This is a genomic window from Novosphingobium sp. SG919, from assembly GCF_012932495.1.
GTDB lineage: Bacteria > Pseudomonadota > Alphaproteobacteria > Sphingomonadales > Sphingomonadaceae > Novosphingobium > Novosphingobium rhizosphaerae.
Genome location: NZ_JABCNG010000003.1, coordinates 414,700 through 435,146, shown reverse-complemented (window position 1 = coordinate 435,146; position 20,447 = coordinate 414,700). Strand labels below are relative to the sequence as shown.

Sequence of the window (20,447 nt, the reverse complement as noted above, 5' to 3'; positions counted from 1 at the left end):
GGACCGAATCCAGCAGTATTGGTGAATATACTTAGCAGTCATCGTAATTGATCCCATATTGTGCCGATTCGATCAATTTTGCATAAAGCCGCCGAACCTCGTGAAAAATTGCGCTGCCCGGCATCCCGCCTGGCGGCCCGGTATACCTGGCGGCCTTTTTTGCGCGAGCGGGGACGGTGCGCCATGTTCTTTTCAACGCCCTGAGGTGTCAAGAAATGGCGAACATCAACGTCACCGTGTCGACCTACAATGCCAACAAGCCCTATGTCTCGGCCGACACCTACACGCTGGCCGATACCGGTGCCAATATCGCCGCCTTGAGCGCGGCCGATTTTGGCGATCTGGCCACCAACGGCATTGCCAAGATCAACGCGACGGACAACGTCCTCTCGCTTACCGTGGCGCAGTACCAGGCGCTTGGCGATGTCACGCTGGCGGCAGGCGACGTGATCACGCTGGCCGATACCGGCGCCCACATCGCCGCGCTGTCTGCCACCGACATTGACGGCCTGGCCGACGCCGGGATCGACAAGATCGACGCCTCCGACAATGCGCTCTCGCTGACCGTGGCGCAGTACCAGGCCCTGGGCACCGTGGCGCTCACCAGCAGCGACACCGTCACGCTCACCGGCACGGGCACCACGCTGTCTGCGCTTTCGGCCACCGACATCGCCGCGCTGGCCGACGCCGGGGTGGACCAGCTCGACGCGACCAACAATGTCCTGTCGCTGACGCTCGCCCAATACCAGGCGCTCGGCACGGTGACCGTGGCTGCCAACGACGTGCTCACCCTGTCGGGAACGGGGGCCAGCATCGGCGCGCTGAGCGTGGCGCAGATCGCGGGCCTCGCCGCTTCGGGCTTTGACAAGATCAACGCCACCGACAACGTCCTGACGCTGAGCGTGGCGCAATACCAGGCGCTCGGCACGGTGCAGCTGGTCGCCGGCGACGTGATCACGCTGGGCGACACCGGCGCCAACATCGCCGCCCTGTCCAGTTCTGCCTTTGCCGCGCTGGCCGATGCCGGAATCGACAAGATCGATGCCACCGACAACGTGCTGCACCTGACCGTGGCCCAGTTCGAAGGCCTGGGCACGGTGGAACTGACCGGTGGCGATCTCGTCACCCTCGCCGATAGCGGCGCCAATATCGCTGCGCTTTCCGCGGCAACGCTGGCAACCCTGGCCAGCGCCGGGGTGGATGCGATCGACGCCACCGACGATGCGCTGAGCCTGAGCGTGGCGCAGGCACAGGCGCTGGGCAGCGTGAGCCTCACCGGTGCCGACGCGCTCACCCTGGCCGACACCGGCGCCAACCTTGCCGCGCTGACCCCGGCGGAACTGGCCCAGCTCGCCAGCGCCGGGTTCGACACGATCGACGCCACCGACGGCGCCCTCACCTTGTCTCTGGACCAGATCGCGGCACTGGGTACCATGGCCCTGACGCCGGCCAACACGGTCATCGCCGCAGCGACCATGGCGGAAATCGCCGCGCTCTCGGCGTCCGACATTGGCGCGCTCGGCCAAGCCGGGGTGGACCTGCTCGGGCCCAGCGATGGCCAGCCGGCGCTTTCCGTGGCGCAGGCGCAGGCCGTTGTTGACGCCGGGCTGTGGTTCACCAACCACACCGCCGTGCTCACCGACAGCTCGGCCGCGATCGAGGCGCTGGGCGGCACCGCGCTCGAAGATTTCTACCTGCGCGGCATCACCCAGATCGACGCCCTCGACAATGTCCTGGCGCTGAGCGTGGAACAGATCCTGGCGGTGGACAATGCCGGTACCGACCTGACCGGGGCCGACGTCGTCACCCTGGCCGACGCGGGCACCGCCCTCGCCGCGCTGTCGGCCGCGACGATCGATGCGCTGGCCCAATTGGGCGTGGACAAGTTCGACGCTGCCGACAATGTCCTCGCGCTCACCGTGGCGCAGGTCCAGGCGCTCGACACCATTGCCCTCACCGCGGCCGACACCGTTACCCTGGCCGATACCGGCGCCCACATCGCCGCACTCAGCGCTGCCGACATCGCCGCGCTGGCCGGGCTGGGCGTCGATACGATCCATGCCACGGGCGGCACGCTGTCGCTCACCGTGGCCCAGGCGCAAGCGCTTGGTGCAGTCAGCCTGACCGCTGCCGATACCGTGACCCTGGACGATACGGCCGCCCATATCGAAGCGCTCACCGCCAACCAGATCGCCGCGCTCGCCACCGCCGGGATCGATACGCTTTCGGCCACCGGCGGCACGCTCGCGCTCACTGTGGCGCAAGCCCAGGCCTTGGGCTCGATCGCGCTGGCCCCGGCCACCACCGTCACGCTGGCCGATACCGGCGCCCATATCGCCGCGCTGTCGGCCACGGCGCTCGCCGCGCTGGTCACCGCCGGGATCGACGCGGTGGACGCCAGCGACGATGCGCTCGCGCTCACGGTGGCCCAGGCGGAAGCCCTGGTCAGCGTGCCCGTTTCGGGCAGCGACACCATCACCCTGGCCGACAGCGGCGCCCATATCGCTGCGCTGACCACGGCCGATTTTGCCGCATTGGCTACCCGCGGCTTCACCTCGATCGACGCCACCGACAATGCGCTCACACTCTCGCTCGAACAGGCGCAAGGCCTTGGCGGGCTGGCGCTGACCGCCGGTGACTTGGTCACGGTAGAGGCCAGCGGCGCACAATTTGCCGCGCTCACGGCGCAGGATTTCACCGACTTGGCGGCACTTGGCGTCGATGCGCTGTCCACCAGCGATCACGTTCTCTCGCTGACCGTGGCACAATTCCAGGCGCTCGGTGGCCTTGCCCTCGCCGCTGCCGACACGGTGACTCTGACCGATACCGGTGCCAACATCGCCGCGCTGACCGCTGCCGACATTGCCGCCCTGGCCGGGCTGGGCATCGATGCCATCCATGCCACGGGCGGCGCCCTGCCGCTCACCGTGCTGCAGGCGCAAGCGCTTGGTTCCGTCAGCGTGACGGCGGCAGATACCGTGATCCTGGCCGATACCGCCGCGCATATCGAGGCGCTCACTGCCCACGAGATCACCGCGCTCGCCACCGCCGGGATCAATACGATCGACAGCGACAGCAACGCGCTTTCGCTTTCTGCCGCGCAGGCCCAGGCGCTGGGCACCATCGGCCTTATCGCCGACGACGTGGTGACTCTGGACGATGCCGGCGCTAATATCGCCGCGCTTTCGGCCGCGACTCTGGCCGCGCTCGCTGCCGCCGGGATCGACGCGGTGAATGCCAGCGACGACGCGCTGCATCTTTCCGTGGCACAGGCCGATGCCCTGGCCGGCGTGGCCCTTACCGCCGGCGACACCGTCACCCTTGCCGACACCAGCGCCCATATCGCCGCCCTCGACACTGCTGCCCTTGCTGCATTGGCCGGACGCGGGATCGACGCGATCGACGCCAGCGACGACGAACTTGCCCTTTCGCTCGCCCAGGTGCAGGCGCTTGGCAGCATGGCCCTGACGGCCGGCGATACGGTCACCGTGGTGGCCACCGGCGCAGAGTTTGCCGCGCTGACCGCGCAGGACTTTACCGATCTGGCCGCACTGGGCGTCGATGCGCTGTCCACCAGCGACCATGTTCTCTCGCTTACGGTGGCACAGGCCCAGGCGCTCGGTGGCCTGTCGCTGGCGCCGTCCGACACCATCACGCTGACCGATGCCGCTGCCACGATCGAAGCGCTGTCTGCCAGCGACCTGGCCGATCTTGTCGCAATGGGCGTGGACGCGGTTGCGGCCACCAGCGGCGTTCTGGAACTGAGTGCGGCGCAGGCCCTGGCCTTGACCGGCGCCACCCTTGCGCAGGGCGGCATCGTGATCGACAGCGCCGCCGCGCTGGAAAATCTCGATACGACGCAATGGGCCGCCCTGGCAGCGCTCGGCACGACCGCGGTGGACGTGACGGGCAACGCCATCACGCTCGATGTCGCAAAAGTGCTCGCCATGGGCACGCTCGGCTTTGGCAGCGACGTGCTGACCGTGGCCGACAGTGGCGCCGCCCTGGCAGCGCTCACGCCCAGCCAGCTGGCTGCAATCGCCGACAAGGGCAACGTGGTGCTCGACGCCACCGACGATGTGCTGGTGCTCGATCATGCGCAGTTCGTGGCCAGCCAACTGCTGGCCTTCGCCAACGGCGATGCCGTCTCGATCGCCGACAGTGCGCAAGCCCTGCATGCGCTCTCGGCCGAGGATATCAGCCTGATCGCGGCGCGGGGAGTGATCAGCATTGCGGCCACCGATGGGCCGCTGGTCTGGTCGCTGGAGCAGGTTCTGGCCCTGGGCAACACTTATATCGCCGATGGCACGGTGGCGATCGTCCGCCTCACGCCAGCCGAACTCGCCGATCTCTCGGCCCAGGACTTGTCCCAGCTGGCCGACTACGGGATCGATACCCTCACCACCAGTGACGCAGCACCGGTCCTGACGGTGGCGCAGTTCCAGGCGTTGGGCACGGTCACGCTCCTGGCGCAAGACAGCGTCACGCTGGCCGATACCGGCGCCCATCTCGCCGCGCTCGCCGCCAACGACATTGCAGACCTCAAGGCGGCCGGGATCGACGTCCTGCTTGCCACCGATGGTACCCTCGCGCTCAACCTGGCACAGATCGAGGCGCTCGATGGCGTGGCGGTCGATGGCAGCACCACGTTCATCCTGGCCGATACCGGCGCCACGATCGGCGGTCTGTCCACGGCGGATCTCGACACGCTCAACGCCATCGGTGTCAACCGCATCGACGCGACCAACGACGCGCTGACGCTGCAGGTCGACCAGCTCTTTGCGCTGGGCAACCTGGCCCTGGCCGCCGACGACATGGTGACCGTGCAAGGCAGCGCGGAACAGATCGGCGCGCTGAACACCAGCGACATCGCCGCGATGATCGACGAGGGCGTGGCGCGGCTGAGCGTGACGGACGGGGCCGTGACCTTCAGCCTCGCCCAGTTCAATGCGGTGGCGGACCTGATCCTGGCCGCGCCCGATGGCATCATCCTGGCCGACAGTGGCGAGGTGCTCTCCGCGCTGAGCGCGCAGGCCTGGCTCGACAGTGTTGCCAACGGCGTGATTTCGGTGGATGTCACGCAGGGCGTGCTGGTCCTGACGCTCGACACGTTCGGCGCGATCGACGACGGCGCCACGTTGACGGCGGACAGCGACGTGATCCTGTCGGTTTCCGCGCAAGACATGGCATCGCTCGGCACCGTGGACCTCGCCTATCTCGCCACCCATGGCATCGACGCGCTGGCCGGCGCGGGCGGCGTCCTTTCGCTCGATCTTGCGCAGCTCAACGCACTTGGCGGGATTGCGCTGACCCCCGCCGATACGGTTTCGCTCGTGCTCACCCCCGTGCAGTTGGCAGACCTGGCGCCTGCCGACCTGCAGGCGCTTGCCAGCCTGGGTGTCGACGTGCTCGACCTTGGCAACCAGAGCGCCACGATCACGCTCGATCAGGCAGACGCTCTGGGCAGCCTCACCATCGCGGCCGCGGACCTCGCGGTGGAAGATGCGGCCGACCTCATTGCCAATCGCACCCCTGCCCAGCTTGCCGACCTGGTCGATCTGGGCGTCACCCATATCGATGCCTTCGACGGCACGCTGTGGCTGGACGTGGACCAGTGGGCCACCCTGCACGCGGCTGGCGTCACGCTGGCCGATGCTGACGGGGTCGTGCTGCTCGATTCGGCAGAGGCCCTGGCCGCGCTATCCGTGGCGCAGATCGCTGCGCTGGGCAGCGAAGGCTTTACCGCAATCGAAGCCAGCGATGCCCAGCTGACGCTGTCGCTGGAACAGGCGCAGGCCCTGGGTGACGTGGTGCTGGGCGATGGCCAGCCGGTCGTCGTGGCGGCCAGTGGCGCGGCGCTCGGCGCCCTTTCGGCCGCTGACTTGGCAGACCTGGTCGCAAGCGGCGTGGATCGCATCAATGCCACCGACGATGCGCTGGTGCTGAACCTGGCGCAACTGGCCGCGCTGGACACCGCGGCGCTGACGGCAAACGATACGGTGACGCTGGAGGCCACGGGCACCGCGCTGGCGGCGCTGTCGACCTCGAACCTTGCCGACCTGGTTGCGCGCGGCATTGACCTCATCGCCCTGTCGAACGGGGCGGCAACGCTATCGCTGGGCCAGTTGCTTGCGCTCGACGGGGTGCATTTTGCCGCCGAGACCACTGTCACGCTCGCGGCCGATAGCGCCACGATCGCCGGCATGTCCGACAACGATATCGCCCTGCTGCGCGAAATGGGCCTGACCGGCATCACCGTGACCGACCACGACCTGAGCCTGTCGGTGCTCAAGGCCGATGAATTGTCCGGCTTGGCCTGGGATGCGCAGGCACGCCTCACGCTGGTGGACAGCGGTGCTGTCATCACCGATTACCTGGCCGAATACCCGGCAGATTTCCATTCGCTGCCAATCGTGCGCCTCGATGCCACCGACAATTCCTTCACGCTGTCGCTGGCCCAGCTTGCCGCGATCGAGGGCATCGCCGTCGGTGCCGACGATTATATCGAGATCGCCGATACCGGTGCCCACCTTGCCGCCCTGACCAGCGCCGAGATCGACGCGCTGGCCGCGCGCAAAGTGGTGCTGATCGACGCCACCGACGGCGCCCTGACGCTATCTCTCGATACCTGGGCAAGCTTTCGCGAAAACGTGATCGGCTTCACGCAAGGCAGCCATGTGGTGGTGGCAGACAGCGGCGCGGCGCTGACCCAGTTCGGCAACGATGCCCTGGCCGCGCTGGGTGACAGCGGCGTCACTCGCTTCGATGCAAGCGACGATGTGCTGGTCCTGTCCTATGACCAGTTCCTGTTGCTCGATGAAGTGGCCCTTACCGCGCAGGACACGGTGAAGGTGTGGTTCAACGGCGATACCCTGGCCACGCTTACCACCGACGATATCGCCACGCTGGTCGCCGCCGGGGTGGACATGGTCACCGCGCTGGCCCCGTCGCTGACCGTCGACCTGGCCACGCTGGCCAATCTGGCGGTGGAAGGCCTGGCGCTCGATCCCGAAATCGTCGCGCGCCTGGCAGTCGTCGCCGACGAGATCGCTGACGCCTCGCCCGAGGAACTGGCGTTCCTGGCCGAAGCAGGGATCGATGTGGTGCACGTGTCGGGCGCCCTGTCGCTTTCGGTCGCCCAGTTCGCCGCGCTCGGCGCGGTGGAAATCGAAGCCGGGGACGGCCTGAGCCTGACCGACGAAGGCGCGGTCATCGCGGCCCTTGCACCCGAAGCGCTGGCCGCCCTGGCCAGTGGCGGGGTGGGCATGATCGATGCCACCGATGGCGTTGTCCATCTCACGCTCGATCAACTCGATGTCATGGGATCGATCTATGTCGCGGGCAACGATCTGGCCGTGGTCGATCTCACCGCGCAGCAGGCGGCCGATCTCAACAATGAAACTCGCGCGCTGCTGGGGCTGCATGGCATCGACGCCATTGCCGTCACCCAGGGCACGCTGTCGCTCGGCCTGGCCGATCTGGCGCGCTACAACGAATTCCCCTTCGTGGGCGGCAATGTGGTGCTGGCCGAAAGCGGTGCCACGCTGGGCGGCCTTTCGACATACGACTTTGCCGATCTGGCCGAGCGCGGCATCACCGCGCTCAATGCCACCGACGACGCCCTGGTGCTGTCGCTGGCCCAGTTCGTGGCGCTGGGCGCGATCACGCTGACCAGCGCCGATGACGTGACGATCATCGCCACGGCGGCCGATCTGGCCGCGCTATCGCCGTCGGTCTATGCCGCGATGAGCGCATCGGGCGTGGACAATGTGGAAGTGTCGGGCGGGGCCCTGCAATTGAGCGCGGCCCAGGCGGCCGAACTCGGCAATGTCCAGCTTTCGAGCAGCGCGCCGATCACGCTGGTCGATACCGGGGCGGCGATCGCCGCGCTCAGTGCCGATACCATCGGCGGCCTCGCCGGCTCGGGCATCACAGCGATCGACGCCACCACCGGGATCACGATCAACGCCGTCAAGTACGAGGCGCTGGGCGGAATCAGCTTTGCCCTGTCCGACGTGGTGACCGTGGCCTCCAACCACAGCTTCACCATGGCCGCCGATGTCGACAACGTGACGCTCAGCGGCAGCAAGAACCTGCTGGTGACCGGCAACAGCGGCGCCAACGTCATCACCGGCAACGCCGGCCGCAACACCCTGGACGGCGGGGCGGGCAACGATCGCCTGATCGGCGGCGCCGGGCGCGACGTGCTGACCGGCGGCGCGGGGGCCGACAAGTTCATCTTCCGAGATGGCGATTTCGGCGGCAACACCGCTTCCACCGCCGATCGGATCACCGATTTCTCGCATGGATCGAAGGATCTGGTGTCGTTGATCGGGGTGGACGCCAACAGCAACACGGTGGGCGACGATGCCTTTGCATGGATCGGCACCAGCACGTTCCACCACCTGGCCGGCGAACTGCGCTTCACCCAGGTTTCGGGCAACACCTATGTCCAGGGCGATACCAATGGCGATGGGGTGTCGGACTTCTGGATCCGGCTCGATGGGCTGGTCAATCTTCAGGCGTCCGATTTCCAGCTTTGACGCGGGAAACAGGGGGCGCAACGAAGGGGGAGGCTTTATGCCTCCCCCTTTTTTGATTGCATTCGATCAAAAACGATCACGATCGCTTGATGCCCTCTCCCTTTTCGTTCCCGGCCGTGATAGGCCCGGCGCAACGACGAGCGATGGATGGCCAGATGATCATTTCCGCACCCACCGACTTCCGGGCCGCGGCGCAGCGGCGCCTGCCGCCTTTCCTGTTCCACTATATCGATGGTGGATCGGGCGCGGAAACCACGCTGCGCCGGAACGAGGCCGATCTCCAGGCCCTGTCCGTCCGCCAGAACGTGCTGCGCGACGTGGCCGGGCTGTCCACCGCAACCACGCTGTTTGGCGAAGACATGGCCCTGCCGGTGGTACTGGCGCCGGTGGGCCTCACCGGTATGTATGCGCGGCGCGGCGAAGTGCAGGCCGCGCGCGCCGCGGCCGCCCATGGCGTGCCGTTCACGCTTTCCACCGTGTCGGTCTGTCCGCTGGAAGAAGTGCAGGCGCAGTGCCCCCGGCCGATCTGGTTCCAGCTCTATGTGCTCAAAGACCGCGGCTTCATGCGCGCCGTGCTGGAACGCGCCAAGGCGGCCGGCATCAAGACGCTGGTGTTCACGGTCGATATGCCGCTGCCCGGCTCGCGCTATCGCGATGCGCATTCGGGCATGTCGGGCGCGCGGGCGCCCTTGCGCCGCATGGTCCAGGCCATGACCCATCCGGCCTGGGCCTGGGACGTGGGCCTGCGCGGGCGGCCGCACGACCTGGGCAATATCTCGCGCTACATGGGCAAACCCATGGCGCTGGGCGATTACATCGGCTGGCTGGGCGCCAATTTCGATCCGGCCATCGGGTGGAAGGACCTGGAATGGATTCGCGCCTTCTGGGACGGGCCGATGGTGGTGAAGGGCATTCTCGAACCCGATGATGCGCGCGATGCGGTGCGCTTTGGCGCCGATGGCCTCGTCGTGTCCAACCATGGTGGCCGCCAGTTGGATGGCACGCTGTCATCGGTGGCGGCCCTGCCGCGCATTGCCGACGCTGTGAAAGGCGATTTGCGCATCCTAGCCGATTCAGGCGTGCGCACCGGGCTCGACGTGGTGCGCATGATCGCCAGCGGTGCCGACGCGGTGATGCTGGGCCGCGCGTTCATCTATGCCCTGGCCGCGCGGGGCGAAGCCGGCGTCGGCCAGTTGCTCGACCTGATCGGACGCGACATGCGCGTGACCATGGCACTTACCGGGGCGCGCACCCTGGCCGATCTGGGGGCCCACACCCTGGCGTGAGCCAGGCGGTCAGCCGCCCCAGTCCCTGATCCGCCGGCGCAGCGGCGGATCGAGCGTGCCCAGGTTGCGCATCGCCAGCATCGCCGAAAGCACCGACAGGTGTGCCCCGGCCAGCCGCGCCGGGGTATGCCCGGTGAACAGCCGCACTTCGCGGATCATGTGGGATTGGTCATAGAAATGGTCGGCCACGGCCGCTGCCCGCTGCGGCGTGATCGCCGGATCGCTGAGCAGGGCCGCCGCGCGCAGGGCACGATATTGGCGGGCAAGCTGCTTGGGCGGCAATCCGAAATAGCGATCGACCAGGCGTTGCAACTGGCGCGGCGAATAGAACGCGCCGCCATAGAGATCATCCAGCACCGGTGACATCGTGCGGCCCAGCCAGGCCAGCACCGCTTCGACCAGGCGCACATGCGCATCGGGCAAGGCGTGCAGCCGCGCGCGCAGCACCGGCGCGCTGCGCGCCACCATCTCGGCCAGCGTCAGCGGCTGCACGCCGTGGGCCTGGGCCAGGTCTTCGCCCAGGCGGCGTACCGGGCTGCCCAGCAAGGTGCCGGCCTCGCGCAGGCGGTTGCCGTGCTCGGCCGCCGAGAGGCCGCCGGTCAACGCCGCCCAGCCAAGCGGGGACAACGACGCGCCGAACAGATGCCAGGGCCCGGCCATCTCGATCCGCGCCGCTGCCGAAAGCGGGGTCAGCAGGCTGGCCCGGCAACTGGCGTCCGCCGCGCCTCCCACGGTGTGCAACGTGCCCGCGCCACGCAGGAAAAAGACCAGCACGCCAGGGCCGGCCGGCTGCGCGGCGACCAGGTGGGCAGCGTGGGACCGCATCTCGAAAAACATGGTCACGTAGCGGGCCAGGTCTGGCGGCGCGGGTTGATAGGCCATGTCGAACCGGGCCCCGTCAAACCCGGCCATGTCGCCCGGTTGCGGGATGGACCAGCCCCCGTTCATGCCTGACCGGTCCCGTGCCGATCTGGCGCGGAGCGATCCTGCACAGGCCCATTTTGCACCAAGTCGTGCTGTGATCTTTTGCGAAGCCCCATTGGCAGCAGCGATCACCCAGGCCACTGTCATGTCAAGGCAAAGTGGCCGATACTTCGAGAATGGATGAAAAAACGGCGACCCAGCCCAAGGGCCAAGCCGCCGTGAAGTGGAGAACTCGATACATCGCTGCACCGAGCCCTTCGGGTCGCAATGCGGAACTAGGCGATAGGCTGATTCCCGGATTGTATGGATTCGACAAAATCGGTGGCATCCGCGCCACAGCGGAAAGGTTTTCGCAGCGCAGCGCGACATTAATCCACTTGGACGGCGTTTTGCGACTTGGCGACGCGCCCCCGGGCCGCAATAGGGAAAGCCCTTGCCCCGATCGCTCCCAACGCATGGCCCGGTATGCTCTATCGTCTTGCACGTCCTTTGCTTTTTCGTTTGCCGGCCGAAACCGCCCACACCTTGACGCTGCGCGCGCTGGCGCTCTCGCCGCTGGGCGGTCGCGCCGCGCCGGAACCGGCCCTGGCCCAGCGCGTGGCCGGCATCGTGTTCCCCAATCCCGTGGGCCTGGCGCCCGGTTTCGACAAGAACGCCCAAGTGCCCGATGCGCTGTTCGGCCTGGGTTTCGGATCGGTCGAAATCGGAACGGTTACCCCGCGCCCGCAGGCTGGCAACGCGCGCCCGCGCCTGTTCCGCCTGATCGAGGACGAAGCGGTGATCAACCGCATGGGCTTCAACAACGATGGCGCCGAAGTGGTGGGCCGCCGGCTGACCCAGCGCCTGGGCCGCCCCGGCATCCTGGGTGTCAACATCGGCGCCAACAAGGATTCGCCCGATCGCGTGGCCGATTATGCGGAAATGACGCGGATCACGGCGCCCCTGGCCACCTATCTCACCGTCAACATCAGTTCGCCCAACACGCCGGGGCTGCGCGCCTTGCAGGATGAAAGTGCGCTGGGCGACCTGCTCGATGCCGTGATCGCTGCCCGCGGCCCACACAAGACACCGATCTTTCTCAAGCTGGCGCCCGATCTGCAAACCTCGGACATCGATGCGATCTGTCGGATCGCGCTCGACAAGCGGCTCGATGCGCTGATCGTGACCAACACCACGATCACCCGCCCGGCCGGCCTGCGCTCGCCGTTGGCGGCCGAAACCGGCGGGCTTTCGGGCAAGCCGCTGGCGCCCATGGCGCTCGACATGCTGCGCGCCTTCCGCAGCGCCACGGGCGGGGCCATCCCGCTGATCGGCGTGGGCGGCATTGCCAGCGCCGAAGACGCCTGGCAGCGCATCTGCGCCGGTGCCAGCCTGATCCAGCTCTATAGCGCCATGGTCTTCCACGGGCCCAAGCTCGCGCAGAATATCGTCACCGGTCTCGCCCGCCGCGTGCGTGCCGCCGGCATGACAAGCATTGCAGAGGCCGTCGGGACGCAATAGCGAACAAGGCCATGAACCTGCGTCGCCTCCCCCCGTTTGCCACTGCCTCGCTGGCGGTCCTTTCCACCCTTGGCCTTGGCGCCTGCCAGACCATGCCGGGCGCGGCCTCCGCGCCGGCATCGGTGCCGCCGCAAGCGTCGGCCCTGGCGCCTGGCCGTCTCGATGGGGCGGATGTGGGCCGGCAGGGCCTGGTTTCCGCCGCCGATGCGCGCGCGGCCGATGCCGGGGCGCAGATGCTGCGCCAGGGTGGTTCGGCCACCGATGCCGCGCTCGCGACGATGCTGGCGCTGACCGTGGTGGAACCGCAAAGCTCGGGCATTGGCGGCGGCGGCTTCCTGGTGATGGCCGATGCCGCCGGCCAGGTGGATACGGTCGATGGCCGCGAAAAGGCGCCTGCCGCCGCCACCCCGCAGTGGTTCTTCAAGGATGGCCAGCCCATGGCCTTTCCCCAAGCGCGGCCTGGCGGGCGCAGCGTGGGCGTGCCCGGCTCGCTGCGGCTTGCCGCCCTGGCGCACGCCGAACACGGCAAGCTCGCATGGCGCATGCTGTTTGCCCCGGCGATCAAGCTGGCGCGCGATGGCTTTGCCATCACCCCGCGCCTCTATCGCGCCTTGTCCGACAGCCCCGAGATCGCCGGCCTCGATCCTGCCGGCCGCGCGCTGTTCTACGGCGCCGATGGCCGGCCGTTGCCGGTCGGCACGGTGGTGCGCAATCCGGCCCTGGCCGATACGCTCGAAGCGCTGGCCGCCCGTGGCGCAGACTGGTTCTACAGCGGCGCCAATGCCCAGGCCATCGCCACCAAGGTGGGCACGGCCCCGGTCAACCCGGCGCCTTTGACCACGGCAGACCTTGCCGCGTTCAAGGCCGTTCCACGCCCGGCGGTGTGCGGCAAGTATCGCCAGTATCGCATCTGCTCGATGGGGCCGCCCTCTTCGGGCGCCACCACCGTACTGGCCACGCTGGGCCAGCTCGAACGGTTCGATCTGACCGCGCTGGGCACCGATAGCCCGGTGGCCTGGCATCTCCTCGCCGAAAGCGAGCGCCTGGCCTATGCCGACCGGGACCAGTACCTGGCCGATCCCGATTTCGTGCAGGTGCCGGTGGCCGGGCTCACCGATCCGGCCTACCTGGCCCAGCGTTCGCAGCTGATTTCGGCACAGACTGCCCTGCCCCGCGTCACCGCCGGGGTGCCAGCCGGCGTCAAGACTGCGCTCGCCCCGGCGCGCGCGCAGCCCGAATTCGGCACATCGCATTTCGTCACGGTGGATCGCTGGGGCAATGTCGCCAGCTACACGTCCACGGTGGAAAGCGCGTTCGGTTCGGGGCTGATGGCCAATGGCTATTTCCTCAACAACGAATTGACCGATTTCAACCTCGATCCCATGCACGATGGCCAGCCCACGGCCAATCGCGTGGAAGGCGGCAAGCGGCCGCGTAGCTCGATGTCGCCCACGGTGGTCTATGGCCCGGACGGACAGGTGCGGCTGGTGGTGGGCGCCGCTGGCGGGGCCACGATCCCCGCCCAGGTGATCCGCGCGCTCATCGGCGTGCTCGATTGGCATCTGACCGCGCAACAGGCCCTCGCCCTGCCCGTGCTGTTCGCACCGGGCGAGCGGGTTTGCGTGGAACAGGGCAGCCGCCTGGAAACGATGATCCCCACGCTTGTCGCCATGGGCCACACCCAGGCCCAGGCCTGCAAGATGCCGCTCAAGGCCAATGCGATCGAGCGCGTCGGCAACCGCTGGCTGGGCGCCGCCGATCCGCGCAGCGAAGGCGCCGCGATCGCCCAATGATCGTGCCAACCCGGCTGCCCCATGGCAGCCGGGTGACATCCACCAAAGCACGCTTGCCGTAGCGGAACACGCAGCCTAGCTATCCGTTTTGGGAACTGGCCCCGGTGTGGGCCAGGTGGGAGAGTTCGCGTGTCCGTGCCTGAAATCCAAGCCGCCAGCCTGCAAGCCGCAAGCCTGGTGGCGCAGCTGGGCGAGACGCCCAACCTGGTCAGCCTGTTCCTCGCCCGCGCCGCGCAACATGGCGATGCCCCGTTCCTATCGGCCAAGCGCCAGGGTGCGTGGGTTGCGCAGTCGTGGCGCGAAGTGGCCGACCAGGTGTGCCTGCTGGCGCAAGCCTTGCGCGCGCTGGGCCTGAATCCCGGCGACCGGGTCATGCTGGTGTCGGAAAACCGGCCCGAATGGTGCATGGCCGATATCGCGATCATGGCTGCGGGCCTGGTGACCGTGCCGACCTACACCACCAACACCCAGCGCGATCACTTGCACATCCTGGAAAATTCCGGCGCGCGGGCGATCATCGTGTCGAATGCCAAGCTGGCCCAGCCGCTGCTGGCCGCCGCGCTCACTGCGCCTTGCGCCGAACATGTGATCGCGATCGAGCCGCTGCGCCAGCAGCAATCGGGCACGCTGCATTTCCACGAATGGGACAGCCTGGTGCAGGGCGATGCCGCCGCTGCGCGTGCCGCAGTGACGCAGCGCCTGGCCACGATCGGGCGGCAGGACCTGGCGTGCATCATCTATACCAGCGGCACCGGCGGCGCCCCGCGCGGCGTGCGCCAGCACCACGGTGCGATCCTTGCCAACGTCGCTGGCGCCGCGCAGATCCTGGCCGAGGATTTCCACCTGGGCGACGACCAGTTCCTTTCGTTCCTGCCGCTGAGCCACGCTTACGAGCACACCGGCGGGCAATGGCTACCGATCGGGGTGGGCGCGCGCATCGCCTATGCCGAGGGGCTGGAAAAGCTGGCCGCCAATATCGAGGAAGTGCGCCCCACGATCATGGTGGTGGTGCCGCGCCTGTTCGAAGTGCTGCGCGCACGGATCATCAAGCAGGTCGAAAAGCAGGGCCGCCTGGCCAGCTGGCTGATGGACCGAGCGCTTGCCATTGCCGGCCATCGCCAGGAAACCGGCAACATGCGCCTGATCGATCGTCCGCTCAATCTGCTGATCGAGCGCACCTTGCGCCCCAAGGTGCGCGCGCGGTTCGGCGGACGGATGAAAGCGCTGGTTTCGGGCGGCGCGCCGCTCAACCCAGAAGTGGGCCTGTTCTTCGAAGCCATGGGGCTGACCATGCTGCAAGGCTATGGCCAGACCGAAGCCGGCCCGGTGATCGCCTGCAACCGCCCGGCCGCCGGCATCCGCATGGATACCGTCGGCCCGCCGCTGTGCGGCGTGGACGTGCGCATCGCCCCCGATGGCGAAATCCTCGTGCGCGGCGAGCTGGTCATGCACGGCTATTGGCACAACGATGCCGAAACCGCGCGTGCCATCCAGGATGGCTGGCTGCACACCGGCGATATCGGCCATATCGACGCGCAGGGCCGCATCAAGATTACCGACCGCAAGAAAGACATGATCGTCAACGACAAGGGCGACAATGTCTCTCCCCAAAAGATCGAGGGCATGCTCACGCTGCAGCCCGAAATCGCCCAGGCCATGGTTTCGGGCGACAAGCGGCCCTATGTCGTCGGCCTCATCGTGCCCGACGCGGAATGGGCAATGCAGTGGTCGGTGGAAAACGACGCACCGCACGACCTGGCGCGGCTGGCGGACCTGCCTGCCTTCCGCAGCGCCGTGCGCGAGGCGGTGGACCGCGTGAACCGCGATCTTTCCGTCATCGAAAAGGTGCGCCAGTTCACCCTGGCCGATGAACCCTTCGCCATTGCCAACGAGGAACTCACGCCCTCGCTCAAGATCCGCCGCCACAAGATCCGCGAACGCTACGGCCCCCGGCTCGAGGCCCTCTACAAGGCTTGATCGACGCGCTAAGGCAGGCGGATGCCCCGCTCTGCCCAGCACACCACCCTGATCGGCGTCTGCGCCACGCTCGCCGCGCAAGTCTCGGGCAATCTGGGCGCCGGCTTTGCCAAGCAACTCTTTCCGCTGGTGGGTGCCGGCGGCACCACGTTGCTGCGGGTTAGTCTGGCGGCGCTGGTGCTGCTGGCATGGCGGCGGCCCTGGCGCCGGCCGGTGCCGCGCGCGCTCTGGGCCGGTCTTGCCGGCTATGGCGCGATCCTGGGCGTCATGAATTTCCTCATTTACCAGGCCTTTTCCCATATCCCCATCGGCATTGCCGTGGGCATCGAAGTGATGGGGCCCCTGGCCATCGTGCTCGCCGCCTCGCGCCATCCGCGCGATTTCGTGTGGCTGGCCTGTGCGGCGGGTGGGCTGGCACTGCTGATGCCCTGGCCCAGCCTGGCCCCACACGAGGCACTCGATCCGCGCGGGGTGCTGCTTGCGGCTGCCGCCGCGGCATGCTGGGCCAGCTATATCCTGCTCGGGCGGCGCGTGGCGGCCAGCCTTGGCAGCGATGCGGTGGCCTGGGGCATGGCCGTGGCCGCGGTGATCGTGGTGCCGCCACTCGGCATCGCGGTGGGTGGGGCAAAGCTCTTCGCGCCCCACGTGCTCGGCATGGGCCTGGCCATTGCCGTCCTGTCCAGCGCGTTGCCTTATGGTCTTGAAATCGGGGCGATGCGGCGCCTGCCCGCGCACGTCTTCGGCATGCTGCTCAGCGCCGCGCCAGCGATCGCCGCGCTAACCGGCTGGGTGCTGCTGGGTGAGCGGCTCACCCCCGGCCAATGGCTGGCGATTGCCCTGATTGTCACGGCGCTGGCCGGCACCTCCGCCTTTGCCACGCCGCGCCGGCCCGAAGCGGCCTAGGCCGCCTCTTCCAGCGGCACGAATTCGGGAAAGAAAGTGGGGGCGCGGGTGGACCAGCCCGGTGCCGTGGCAGCCGCTTCGCTGATCGATTGCAGCAGGTCCTTGCGCCGCAACGGGCGGATCTGCGGCAGCGCCGCCGCGCCGCAGAACGCCGCGGGCAGCCAGGGGCGCACGTCGGCGCTCAGCAGCCGCTCGTAAAGGAAACGATAGGCCGAAAACCCATCGAGCCGATCCTGCCCCAGATCGAACGCGGAAAGCCGGATCAACGCGCCCATGAAGCGCTCGATGCCGTCGGCCGCCGGCCCCTCGGGCAGCATCGTGCGCAGCAGTTTGAGATCTTGATAGACCACGTATTGCGTGCGGATCGCGGCCGTCTCTGCCGGGGTGCGCGCCCAGATCTGGAACGCGTCGCGCCGGCCCAGGCCGATATCCAGGCTGCGCCGGATATAGCGCTGGGTCGCTGCAGGAAAACTGGCGAATTCACGCAGTTCGTTCAGCAGCTGGGTGGCAGTCTGGCTGTGGGACATGGCGCACTCCGATGCGGCCGACCCGTCCGTTCAAAATCTGGCCCGCCGATGGCCAAAAGCTACGCCCCGATAGTTAGCGCGCCATTAATCGTCCCATGCGCACGGCTCCCGCCGCGCCGTTATGGTAAACTGCACCAAGGCGCGGCAGGGTGCCCGGCCTTCTCAGCTACGCCGATAGCGGAAGTACCAGATCTCGTGCCCCTGAGCCCGCGCCTTGGCGGCATAGCGGGTTTCGGGCCAGCCGGCGGGGCGCTGCTGGAAATCCTGCGGCCCCTGCGCCAGCCACTGGAACTGGTCGGTGTGGCGGCGCATCACCATCAGTGCGTGGCGCAAGTAGATCGGGTGATCGGTGCCAAAGCGGAATTCCCCGCCGGGCTTCAGCTTGCGGGCGAACAGGTCCACCGGCCCGTCGTTCATCATCCGCCGCTTGGCATGGCGCGCCTTGGGCCAGGGATCGGGATGGAGCAGGTAGAGGAACGACAGCGTGCCATCGGGGACCCGCTCCAGCACTTCCAGTGCATCGCCGTGGTGGATGCGCACATTGCCCAGCGGGGGATGCGCGCCATTGTCGCCGTCCACATGGGTCAGCGCCTGGGCCACGCCATTGAGAAACGGTTCGGCGCCGATAAAGCCGTGATCAGGCAAGAGATCGGCACGATAGGCCATGTGTTCGCCGCCGCCAAAGCCGATCTCGAAATGCAGCGGGCAATCGTGGCCAAACAGGGCCTTGGCGGTAACCGGCCCTTCTGTCGGCACCGCGATCCGCGGCAACAGGGTATCGACCAGGGCTTGCTGCCCCTGGCGCAGGGGCTTGCCCTTGGCGCGGCCGTAGAGTCGGTTGAGCGTGGTCGGATCGCCGGGTTTATGTGCCGTCATGGGGCGCAGCCGATGGCAGGGGCGCGGGGCCTGGTCAATGCCTGCGGTAAAAACCGCACGGTTTTGCTTGATCTGTGATCGATCTTTGCAAAGATCGGCCATGGTCACCGTTCCCACCATTGCCCGCCCGCATACCTACTATTCCGCCAGTCTGGCCAACGACGTGGCTTGGCCGGTGCTGCAAGGTGATCACAGCGCGGACGTAGTCGTCATTGGCGGTGGCTTCACCGGCGTGAACACCGCGCTGGAACTGGCCGAGCGGGGCTTTTCGGTGGTCCTGGTGGAAGCCAACCGCGTCGGCTGGGGCCAGAGCGGGCGCAACGGTGGCCAGGTCACCGGCAGCCTGTCGGGCGAAGGCGAACTGCGCAGGCAATGGAAACGCCGCCTGGGCGCGGAACTCGATGACTTCATCTGGTGGCTGCGCTGGCACGGCCAGGACGTGATCGCCGCGCGCGTCGCCCGCCACGGCATCGCCTGCGACCTCAAGCACGGCCACATCCACGCCGCGATGAAGCCGTCGCACATGGCCGAACTGGAAGACACCTTTGCGCAAGGCTGCGCGCGCGGCATGGGCGACGATGTCGTGCTGCTCGATGCCGCCGGCATGCGCGATCATCTCGAAAGCCCGCTCTATTGCGGGGGCCTGCTCAACAGCCGCAACATGCACCTCCACCCCCTCAAGCTGTGCCTGGGGGAAGCGCAGGCAGCCGAGCGGCTGGGCGTGCGGATTTTCGAAGGCTCCCCGGTCCTCGATGTGGTCCACGGCCCGCACCCGCAAGTGGTGACGGCGCATGGCCGCGTCACTGCCAACCAGGTGATGATCGCGGGCGACGTCTACCACAAGCTGGAGCGCAAGCGGCTGTCGGGCCTGATCTTTCCGGCGGTGGGCGGCATCGTCACCACCGAGCCGCTGGGCGAAGCGGCGCAGGCGATCAACCCGCACGACCTGGCCGTCTACGATTGCCGCTTCGTGCTCGATTACTATCGCCTCACCGCCGACGGGCGCCTGCTGTTCGGCGGCGGCGCCAACTACTCGGGCCGCGAATCGCGCTCCTTCGCCGAGGAACTGCGCCCGGCTATCGAGGCCACCTTCCCCCGCCTCAAGGGCGTGAAGATCGACCACGCCTGGTCCTGCGCCATGGGCATCGTGATCAACCGCGCGCCGCAACTGGGCAAGCTGGCCAGCAACGTGTGGTATGCGCAGGGCTATTCCGGCCACGGCGTCGCCACCAGCCACGTCGTGGCCGAAGTCATGGCCGAAGCCATTGCCGGCACGATGGAACGCTTCGACGTCTTCGCCGCGCTCAAGCCCGTGCGCCTGCCCCTGGGCGACCTGCTCGGCAACCCGCTGCTCACGCTCGGCATGCGCTGGTATCTGCTGTTGGAAAAGTTCCGCTAGGCGTTTGGGCAGGGCGCGCGGTGGGTTTCACCCCTATCTCCGCGATTCCGCGTGAATCCTTTTGGCACGCGGAGTCGCGGAGCGGCTCGGTAGGGCAGCTACCCGAGATCGTGCCCTAGAAGGTACCGCTTCCGACTCCGTCCTAAAATAACTTGATCTGTGACCATGCATACCACTTAAATTGGCCATGACCGACGACATGTCCGACGAAGATGAAGACCGCTGGTGCGCCGAGCAGCGAGCCAACGTCATAGCTTATCTTGCTGGCGAAAAATGCGCCTCGACAAGTGTGGGCGAATGGCCTGCTTGGTATATGCCGCCGCTCTTATCGGTGTGGGCCGTTGAAAGCGCAGAACGTCCCGGTTCGGTAGGATGGTGGGCAATATCCGGTGATTTTCCAACAGACTACACTGAATGTCGTGGCGAGCGTCACCCACGACAAGGCTTGCGTGACATCGGGCGGCGATGGCAGATTGCTGCGGAACAATGGCTAAAGGGGGAAACTGCCCAAAGCTGGCGATTGGGCGACGGCAAGCGCCATGCAGAGCTGGCCCCCCTGCTTGCCGCGCGCGCGAAAATGTTCCTGGAGATCGCGGAGGATGACGCGATCTGGGATACGTAAATTGCGTCCCCCGCTCCCCACCAATGTTACACGTGAAACACCAAATGAAAACGGCCCGTCGTGGGAACGGGCCGCTTCGGGATTGTTTGCTGGGGTG

Annotated in this window: 11 protein-coding genes; 8 read left to right on the top strand and 3 right to left on the bottom strand. The window is 67.4% G+C overall.

Annotation, left to right across the window (positions count from 1 at the left end; genetic code table 11):
• The first annotated feature begins 215 nt into the window (after positions 1–215).
• Positions 216–8,543 (top strand): hypothetical protein, encoded by an 8,328-nt coding sequence (locus tag FHT19_RS14960; protein ID WP_169475512.1) that lies wholly within the window; start codon positions 216–218, stop codon positions 8,541–8,543.
• 155 nt (positions 8,544–8,698) lie between these two features.
• Positions 8,699–9,829 (top strand): FMN-dependent L-lactate dehydrogenase LldD, encoded by a 1,131-nt coding sequence (gene lldD, locus FHT19_RS14955; RefSeq protein ID WP_169475738.1) that lies wholly within the window; start codon positions 8,699–8,701, stop codon positions 9,827–9,829.
• Positions 9,830–9,838: 9 nt separating this feature from the next.
• On the opposite strand, the gene FHT19_RS14950 is transcribed toward lldD, so the two are convergent.
• Positions 9,839–10,777 carry a helix-turn-helix domain-containing protein gene (locus FHT19_RS14950; RefSeq protein WP_169475737.1) on the bottom strand — a complete coding sequence of 313 codons (939 nt, stop codon included), beginning with the start codon at positions 10,775–10,777 and terminating at the stop codon, positions 9,839–9,841.
• 441 nt (positions 10,778–11,218) lie between these two features.
• Between FHT19_RS14950 and FHT19_RS14945 the strand changes: the two genes are divergently transcribed.
• From FHT19_RS14945 to FHT19_RS14930, 4 genes are all read left to right on the top strand, one after another.
• Entirely contained in the window at positions 11,219–12,253 is a 1,035-nt protein-coding gene (locus FHT19_RS14945) for a quinone-dependent dihydroorotate dehydrogenase (RefSeq protein ID WP_168555646.1), read from the top strand.
• 11 nt (positions 12,254–12,264) lie between these two features.
• On the top strand, positions 12,265–14,046 hold the full coding sequence (ggt, locus tag FHT19_RS14940) for a gamma-glutamyltransferase (RefSeq protein ID WP_248290485.1): 1,782 nt from the start codon (positions 12,265–12,267) through the stop codon (positions 14,044–14,046).
• A gap of 177 nt (positions 14,047–14,223) precedes the next feature.
• Positions 14,224–16,023, top strand: a complete 1,800-nt coding sequence (locus FHT19_RS14935) for an AMP-dependent synthetase/ligase (RefSeq protein WP_169475818.1) — start codon at positions 14,224–14,226, stop codon at positions 16,021–16,023.
• Positions 16,024–16,044: 21 nt separating this feature from the next.
• Positions 16,045–16,926 (top strand): EamA family transporter, encoded by an 882-nt coding sequence (locus FHT19_RS14930; protein WP_169475736.1) that lies wholly within the window; start codon positions 16,045–16,047, stop codon positions 16,924–16,926.
• On the opposite strand, the gene FHT19_RS14925 is transcribed toward FHT19_RS14930, so the two are convergent.
• Positions 16,923–17,453, bottom strand: coding sequence for a hypothetical protein (locus FHT19_RS14925; RefSeq protein ID WP_168555648.1), 531 nt, complete (start codon positions 17,451–17,453; stop codon positions 16,923–16,925). The two genes, FHT19_RS14930 and FHT19_RS14925, sit on opposite strands and share 4 nt — an antisense overlap.
• 162 nt (positions 17,454–17,615) lie before the next feature.
• The gene (locus FHT19_RS14920) at positions 17,616–18,329 is read right to left on the bottom strand and encodes a tRNA (guanine(46)-N(7))-methyltransferase TrmB (RefSeq protein WP_169475735.1); all 714 of its coding nucleotides are present in this window, start codon (positions 18,327–18,329) and stop codon (positions 17,616–17,618) included.
• Positions 18,330–18,429: 100 nt separating this feature from the next.
• Here FHT19_RS14920 and FHT19_RS14915 point away from each other — a divergent pair, with 100 nt between their 5' ends.
• Positions 18,430–19,728, top strand: coding sequence for an FAD-binding oxidoreductase (locus FHT19_RS14915; protein WP_169475734.1), 1,299 nt, complete (start codon positions 18,430–18,432; stop codon positions 19,726–19,728).
• A gap of 187 nt (positions 19,729–19,915) precedes the next feature.
• Positions 19,916–20,350 carry a DUF4826 family protein gene (locus tag FHT19_RS14910; RefSeq protein ID WP_169475733.1) on the top strand — a complete coding sequence of 145 codons (435 nt, stop codon included), beginning with the start codon at positions 19,916–19,918 and terminating at the stop codon, positions 20,348–20,350.
• The last annotated feature ends 97 nt before the right edge of the window (positions 20,351–20,447 follow it).

Bases quoted from the DNA above. Each gene is read 5' to 3' on its own strand.
- FHT19_RS14915 (WP_169475734.1), top strand. From the start codon at position 18,430: ATGGTCACCGTTCCCACCATTGCCCGCCCGCATACCTACTATTCCGCC.
- FHT19_RS14920 (WP_169475735.1), bottom strand. From the start codon at position 18,329: ATGACGGCACATAAACCCGGCGATCCGACCACGCTCAACCGACTCTAC.
- FHT19_RS14950 (WP_169475737.1), bottom strand. From the start codon at position 10,777: ATGAACGGGGGCTGGTCCATCCCGCAACCGGGCGACATGGCCGGGTTT.
- FHT19_RS14960 (WP_169475512.1), top strand. From the start codon at position 216: ATGGCGAACATCAACGTCACCGTGTCGACCTACAATGCCAACAAGCCC.
- FHT19_RS14930 (WP_169475736.1), top strand. From the start codon at position 16,045: ATGCCCCGCTCTGCCCAGCACACCACCCTGATCGGCGTCTGCGCCACG.
- lldD (WP_169475738.1), top strand. From the start codon at position 8,699: ATGATCATTTCCGCACCCACCGACTTCCGGGCCGCGGCGCAGCGGCGC.
- FHT19_RS14945 (WP_168555646.1), top strand. From the start codon at position 11,219: ATGCTCTATCGTCTTGCACGTCCTTTGCTTTTTCGTTTGCCGGCCGAA.
- FHT19_RS14925 (WP_168555648.1), bottom strand. From the start codon at position 17,453: ATGTCCCACAGCCAGACTGCCACCCAGCTGCTGAACGAACTGCGTGAA.
- FHT19_RS14910 (WP_169475733.1), top strand. From the start codon at position 19,916: ATGACCGACGACATGTCCGACGAAGATGAAGACCGCTGGTGCGCCGAG.
- ggt (WP_248290485.1), top strand. From the start codon at position 12,265: ATGAACCTGCGTCGCCTCCCCCCGTTTGCCACTGCCTCGCTGGCGGTC.